Annotated in this window: 5 protein-coding genes; 3 read left to right on the top strand and 2 right to left on the bottom strand. The window is 70.8% G+C overall.

The window, feature by feature from the left end:
* Nucleotides 1-186: 186 nt before the first annotated feature.
* Nucleotides 187-894: a DUF305 domain-containing protein gene (locus tag ACTVAJ_RS07245; protein WP_470387283.1), complete on the bottom strand. Its 708-nt coding sequence runs from the start codon at nucleotides 892-894 to the stop codon at nucleotides 187-189.
* A 281-nt stretch (nucleotides 895-1,175) separates the two neighbouring features.
* On the opposite strand from ACTVAJ_RS07245, the gene ACTVAJ_RS07240 reads away from it, so the two are divergent.
* The 3 genes from ACTVAJ_RS07240 to ACTVAJ_RS07230 all read left to right on the top strand — a co-directional run bounded on the left by ACTVAJ_RS07240 (nucleotide 1,176) and on the right by ACTVAJ_RS07230 (nucleotide 5,736).
* Nucleotides 1,176-2,561, top strand: coding sequence for an LVIVD repeat-containing protein (locus ACTVAJ_RS07240; RefSeq protein ID WP_470387282.1), 1,386 nt, complete (start codon nucleotides 1,176-1,178; stop codon nucleotides 2,559-2,561).
* Between the two features lie 134 nt (nucleotides 2,562-2,695).
* A complete protein-coding gene (locus tag ACTVAJ_RS07235; RefSeq protein ID WP_470387281.1) occupies nucleotides 2,696-4,105 on the top strand; it encodes an LVIVD repeat-containing protein in 1,410 nt (469 codons plus the stop codon).
* Nucleotides 4,106-4,308: 203 nt separating this feature from the next.
* On the top strand, nucleotides 4,309-5,736 hold the full coding sequence (locus ACTVAJ_RS07230) for an LVIVD repeat-containing protein (RefSeq protein ID WP_470387280.1): 1,428 nt from the start codon (nucleotides 4,309-4,311) through the stop codon (nucleotides 5,734-5,736).
* Nucleotides 5,737-5,838: 102 nt separating this feature from the next.
* On the opposite strand, the gene ACTVAJ_RS07225 is transcribed toward ACTVAJ_RS07230, so the two are convergent.
* On the bottom strand, nucleotides 5,839-7,095 hold the full coding sequence (locus tag ACTVAJ_RS07225) for a folylpolyglutamate synthase/dihydrofolate synthase family protein (protein WP_470387279.1): 1,257 nt from the start codon (nucleotides 7,093-7,095) through the stop codon (nucleotides 5,839-5,841).
* Between the last annotated feature and the right edge of the window lie 85 nt (nucleotides 7,096-7,180).

Below are 7,180 nucleotides of genomic sequence, written 5' to 3'. Positions count from 1 at the left end.
CGCGTGAGGATGTGGGTCAGGTGATCATCACGCGGGAGACGGTGATCGACAACGTCAACCCCACCATCGTCCCCAGGAACCAGCTCGAGGCCGGACCCGAGGAGAAGTCCGCCTGAACCGGACTCCGGTCCCCGTTCCCGCACACCGGGAGCGGGGACCGTCGTGTGTCCGGGGCCGCGGCGGCGGTCAGCCCTCCTCCAGGATCTGTTCCATCCGCGCGATGTCGGCGGTCTGCTCGGCGATGACGTCGTTGGCCATCCGCACCACGGTGCGGTCGTGCCCCTCGGCGAGCAGGTCCTCGGCCATGGTGATCGCGCCCTCGTGGTGGGTGGTCATCAGCTCCACGAAGAGCCGGTCGAACTCGTCCCCCTCGGCCGCCTCCAGCTCCTCCAGCTCCTCCTCGGAGGCCATCCCCGGCATGTCGTCGTGGTCGACGTCCAGGTCGCACCCGGGCAGCTCCTCGTCCCCGCCGCCGTGGTGGGAGCCGTCGCCCTCCAACCCGCAGAAGTTCTGGTAGGCGGGGTTCTCCCGGGCCGGACCCAGGACGTTCTCCTCCAGCCAGCTCTCCATGGCCGTGATCTCGGGCCCCTGCGCCGCCGCGATGCGGTCGGCGATGCTGTCGATCCCGTCCCGCTCGTGCCGGTCCGGAACCAGGTCGGCCATCTCCAGGGCCTGCCGGTGGTGCTCGATCATGAGCACGAGGTAGTTGACGTCGGCGGCGTTGTGGCCCTGCTCCTCGGCGAGGGCGGCGATCTGGTCGGACGTGGCGGGTGAGGACGACTCACCCGGCGCCCCGGGGGCGATGACGTTGGCCGACCCCTGTCCGTCGTCGGTGCAGGCCGAGACTCCGAGCAGCGTGAGCGCGGTTCCTGCCGCGAGTGCCAGGCGACGCACGAGTGTCCTCCAGACGGGGTCAGCGGATGGGGGTCCGCGAAAGCGGTGCCAGCGCGACACCCTGCCGGTTTTCTACTCACTGCGTGGGTGTTTTGTCCAGTCCCAGCGGCGTGTCGGCCCCGGTTCTCGCGATTTCCACCGGTCTTTGCCCCAGGTCGAGGGGTGGTGCCTTCCGGGAGAGATGTCCGATCTCGGCGTTTCGCCTGGAGTGCCCTCTCTGGCGGGAGTAGAACACAAGGTAGTCAATTGACTGCTTTGTGTATGGTTCGGGGGTGTCTGTCATGGCCGTTTCCACGCGACGGGGCGGGGCCGGTCCGGCGGTGCGGTGGGGTGCCCTCGGCGCGGGCTGCGCGCTGGTCCTCGGCGCGGCGGCCCCGGGCGCGCTCGCGGCGGACGACGCACCCGTCCTCGGCGGCGGTGTGGAGCACCTGGCCAACGTGCCCAAGCCCGCCGGGCTGGCCGACTCCGCGGCCTACAACTCCGACCTGGCGTTCACCGGGGACCTCGCCATCGGCGGCAACTACGACGGCTTCGTCGTCTACGACATCTCCGAGCCCGAGTCCCCGCAGGTGGTCTCCGAGGTGCTGTGCCCCGGCGGGCAGGGCGACGTGAGCGTGAACGGTGACCTGCTCTACTTCTCCGTCGACTACCCCAGGGCCGACGACGGGTGCGGTTCGGCGCCCGTGTCCCAGACGGACGCGGACGGTTTCGAGGGCATCCGGATCTTCGACATCTCCGACCCGGCCGTTCCGCAGTACGTGGCGGCGGTGCGCACCGACTGCGGTTCGCACACCAACACGCTGGTCCCGGGCGCGGACGGGCGACGCGACTACGTCTACGTGTCCTCCTACTCGCCCTCGGAGGAGTTCCCGAACTGCCAGCCCCCGCACGACAGGATCTCGGTCATCGAGGTGCCGCACGACGCGCCCGAGGAGGCGGCGGTCGTCAGCGAGCCGGTCCTGTTCCCCGACGGCGGCGACGCGGCCACCACGGGCTGCCACGACATCACCGCCTACCCCGAGCTCGGGCTGGCCGCCGCCGCGTGCCTGGGGGACGGACTGCTGCTCGACATCTCCGACCCGGTCGCCCCGGTGGTGGTCGACCGGGTGCGCGACGAGAACTTCGCCTTCTGGCACTCGGCCACGTTCACCAACGACGCGGCCAACGTGGTCTTCGTCGACGAACTGGGCGGCGGGTCGGCGGCGGTGTGCACCGAGGAGATCGGCCCCGAGCGCGGGGCGGACGCCGTGTACTCGGTGGACCACTCGGGCGAGACGCCCACCCTGGAGTTCCGGAGTTACTACAAACTTCCACGTCACCAGTCCGAAACGGAGAACTGTGTGGCGCACAACGGGTCGCTGATCCCCGTCCCCGGCGGTGACTACTTCGTCCAGTCCTGGTACCAGGGAGGGGTGTCGGTCATCGATCTCACCGATCCCGACCACCCGGAGGAGATCGGGTACCTGGACCGCGGCCCCTGGGACCCGGACACCCTGCGCACGGCGGGGTCCTGGTCCGCCTACTACTACAACGGGCACGTGTACTCGTCCAACATCCAACGCGGTCTGGACGTGCTGCGCCTCACCGATCCGCGGCTCACGCCCGCGGAGGACGTCACGCTCGTGGAGTTCAACCCCCAGTCCCAGCCGGCACTGCCGGGTTCCTAGGCGGGGTGTACAGGCGGACCGGGCCAGGAGGGCACAGTGTTAACGATCATGTTTCTTTTGTCTCCCCCTATACATTCCGACCTTTAACTGTGTACGTTCTTCGTGTTTCGCTCTAATCGGAACCAGGAGTACATATGGCGTCATCCCCCCGCCCCCCTCGCGCCCGTGCCGGGCGCGGCGCCGTCGGAATCGCCCTCGCCGGAGCGGCGGCCCTCGTCACCGGACTGCTGGGTCCCTCCACCGCGCTGGCCCAGGAGGCGTTCGTCAGCGACGCCGAGACCAGCGACAACGTCACCCACGTGGCCAACGTCCCCAAGTCCGAGGCGATGGACGCGTTCAACTCCGACCTGGCGTTCACCGGCGACTACGCCATCGGCGGCAACTACAACGGCTTCGTCGTCTACGACATCTCCGAGCCCGAGTCCCCGCAGGTGGTCTCCGAGGTGCTGTGCCCCGGCGGGCAGGGCGACGTGAGCGTGAGCGGCGACCTGCTCTACTTCTCCGTCGACTACGCCCGGGCCGGTGACGAGTGCGGCGCCCCCGCGGTCTCCAGCACGGACCCGGACGGCTTCGAGGGCATCCGGATCTTCGACATCTCGGACAAGGCCAACCCGCAGTACGTGACCGCCGTGCGCACCGACTGCGGTTCGCACACCAACACGCTGGTCCCGGGCAAGGACGGCGAGCACGAGTACGTCTACGTGTCCTCCTACTCGCCCCGCAGCTCCTTCCCGAACTGCCAGCCCCCGCACGACAAGATCTCGGTCATCGAGGTCCCGCTCGACGACCCGGCCGGCGCCGCGGTCATCGACACCCCCGTGCTCTTCCCCGACGGCGGCTACACCGGTACCTCCGGCTGCCACGACATCACCGCCTACCCCGAGGACGACGTCGCGGCGGGCGCCTGCATGGGCGACGGCATCCTGATGGACATCTCCGACCCCGCCGCCCCGGTGGTCACCGACGTCGTCCGCGACGACAACTTCGCGTTCTGGCACTCGGCGACCTTCACCAACGGCGGCGAGACGGTGATGTTCACCGACGAGCTCGGCGGTGGCGGCGGCCCCACCTGCAACGAGGAGATCGGTTCCGAGCGCGGCGCCAACGCCATCTACACGATCGGCGGCACCGACGAGGCCCCCGAGATGTCCTTCGAGGGCTACTACAAGCTCCCCCGCCACCAGGCCGACACCGAGAACTGCGTGGCGCACAACGGTTCGCTGATCCCCACCCCGGGCCGCGACTTCTTCGTCCAGTCCTGGTACCAGGGCGGCGTGTCGGTGATCGACTTCAACGACCCCACCGACGCGACCGAGATCGGCTACTTCGACCGTGACCCGATCGACGACAGCGACCTCGTCCTGGGCGGCTCCTGGTCGGCGTACTACTACAACGGCTACGTCTACTCCTCCGACATCACCCGGGGGCTCGACGTCATCAGGCTCGACGACCCGAGATTCCGGGTGGCCGAGCGGGTCGAGATGGACGAGTTCAACCCGCAGTCCCAGCCGGTGTACCGGCCGGGCAGGGGCAACGGACGCTGATCCCGCGGACCTCCCGGCGACTCCTCCTGGGGAGTCAGGGCAACGGGAGAGGGGCCGCGGCCACCACGGCCGCGGCCCCGCCGTCCGTCCCCCGACCGGGCCGTACCCGGGTCCGACCGCCCCGGGCGCGACCCCATCCGGAGCGGGACGACCGGCACCGAGCCGGGCGCCCCGCGCAACCCCCCGAGCGCACGAGGAGACCCATGCGCGTACCCTCCATCCACCGGTCCCGCCGTGGTCTGAGACGGTCGGCGACCCTGGCCGTGACGGCGGCGGCCTCCCTCGCCGCCGGGCTGCTGGCACCGACGACGGCCCTGGCCGACACGCCGCCCGCCGACAGCATCACCAGCGACAACGTCACGCACGTGACGAACGTCCCCAAGCCCGAGGCCGTCCGCAGCGTCAACTCCGACCTGGCGTTCACCGGCGACTACGCCATCGGCGGCAACTACGACGGCTTCGTCGTCTACGACATCTCCGAGCCCGAGTCCCCGCAGGTGGTCTCCGAGGTGCTGTGCCCCGGCGGGCAGGGCGACGTGAGCGTGAGCGGCGACCTGCTCTACTTCTCCGTCGACTACGCCAGGGCCAGTGACGAGTGCGGTGCCCCGGCCACGTCGACCAGCGACCCGAACGGGTTCGAGGGCATCCGTGTCTTCGACATCTCGGACAAGGCCAACCCGCAGTACGTGGCGGCCGTGCGCACCGACTGCGGTTCGCACACCAACACCCTCGTCCCCGGCAAGGACGGCGAGAGCGACATCATCTACGTGTCCTCCTACTCGCCCCGCAGCTCCTTCCCGAACTGCCAGCCCCCGCACGACAGGATCTCGGTCATCGAGGTGCCGCACGACGCGCCCGAGGAGGCGGCGGTCGTCAACGAGCCGGTCCTGTTCCCCGACGGCGGCAACCACGACCAGGACGGCCTGCTGCTGCCGACCCAGGGCTGCCACGACATCACCGTCTATCCGGCCAAGGACCTCGCGGCCGGAGCCTGCATGGGCGACGGCATCCTGATGGACATCTCCGACCCGGTCAACCCGGTCGTCACCGAGAGGGTCACCGACGAGAACTTCGCGTTCTGGCACTCGGCGACCTTCACCAACAGCGGTGACACGGTGATGTTCACCGACGAGCTCGGCGGCGGTGGCGCCCCCACCTGCACCGAGGAGATCGGCGGCGACCGCGGCGCGGACGCCATCTACACCATCGGGGGCGACGGGGACAAGCCCACCCTGGAGTTCGCCAGCTACTTCAAGATCGAGCGCCACCAGGGCGACCAGACGTGCGTGGCGCACAACGGTTCGCTGATCCCCGTCCCGGGCCGCGACTTCTTCGTGCAGTCCTGGTACCAGGGCGGCGTGTCGGTGATCGACTTCAACGACCCCGCCGACCCGCGCGAGATCGGCTACTTCGACATGGACTCCCGTGTCGAGGACGGTGTCCAGGACAACGACACCTGGTCGACCTACTACTACAACGGCTACGTGTACTCCTCCGACATCGTTCGGGGCCTCGACGTCCTGCGCCTGGAGGACCCGAGGCTGCGCGCGGCCGAGCAGGTCGAGATGGACGAGTTCAACCCGCAGTCCCAGCCGGTGTACCGGCCGGGCCGGGGCCACGGCCGCGACTGACCGGTCACCCGAACACGGTCCGAAGCGCAGCGGCGGACCACAGAAGGCACGGTGGGGGCCGGGGACCGCGTGTCCCCGGCCCCCTCGTGCATTCCGGCAGCCTCAGCCCAGGGGGCCGAACAGCCGGTCGGTGGGGGCGTCCACGGCCTCCAGCACCCGCCCGGTGAAGTACACCGTGCCCATCGCCAGCAGGCGGTCGCCCAGGGCCGCGACCGTCCCGGGGGTCAGCTCCTCGGCCCGCATCGTCCGCCAGTGCGGTGGCAGGGTGTGCTCGAACCGCAGGTGGGCCTCGGGCAGGACCACCGTCGTGACCGGAACGTCGCCCAGCGCCGCGACCGCGCCGGACACGTCCTTGTGGTCGGGCAGGCAGAGCAGGACGTGGTCGACCCCGCCCCACAGGCCGCGGGCGTGCGCGAGCGCCGCCGCGACCCCCTCGCCGTTGATCGCGGAGTCCACCACGATCTCGGCCGACCCGGTGCCGGGTACCCGGTGCCGGGACAGGCGCGCGGGCAGCCGGACCGTCCCCAGCACCTCGTGCAGACGCTCGCGTGAGGGCCGCGGCCGTCCCAGGACGTCCAGCATCCGCAGCGCGGCCGCCGTCCCCAGGACCCCGGAGGCCGCCGACAGCCCGGCCGGGCGCAGCCCCACCGGGGGCTCGGCCCCCTCCGCGCCGGGGTCGGCGGTCTCGGCCACGACCCGGCCGCCGGTCGCCTCCGCCAGGGCGTCCGCCACCGCGTCGGTCACCTCGGGGGTCTGGGGCAGGCTCACCAGCGCGCGGGTGCGGTCCCCGACGACCCGGGCCTTCTCCCGGGCGATCTCCGGGACCGTGTCCCCCAGCACGCCCAGGTGCTCGCCGAACACCCGCCCCAGTGCCACCACGTCCGGGCCGATCACGCGCAGTTCGTCGCGGTACCCTCCCGCGCCCGCCTCCAGGACGCACACGTCCGCGCCGACCTCACGCGCCCGCAGCAGTCCGGCGATGAGGAACAGGCCGCTCGGAGCCAGGTGCCCGCCGGTCTCCTCCACCGTGGGGAGGGACCGCCTGGCGGCCTCGATGCGGGCACCCAGCGCGTCCAGTTCCGCCTCCGTCAGCGACACCCCGTCGACCCGCACCCGCTCACGGTAGGAGCGGAAGCTCGGGCCGGTGCACAGGACCGTGCGCAGTCCGGCGGCCGACAGCACGGCCGAGGCGTAGGTCGCGGTGCTGCCCTTGCCCTTGGACCCGACCACGCCGAGGACCGGTACCGCCGCCGGGTCCAGGTCCAGGGCCGCCATGAGCAGCCGCGCACGTTCGCGGCTGCGGGTCTGTCCGGGGCTCTTGCGGGCCCACTCGGTGAAGAAGGGGTCAAGGGTTCGCATGTTCTCAGTATGCTTTGCGTCGCACGGGTTAGTGGAGCCCCCGGTCGGGGCATGGCACGCGCCTTCGGGCGCGTACACTGACCGG

The sequence above is a fragment of the Nocardiopsis sp. KDC1DS13DA1 genome (genome assembly GCF_055632325.1).
This window is presented reverse-complemented; position numbering and strand designations above follow the sequence as displayed.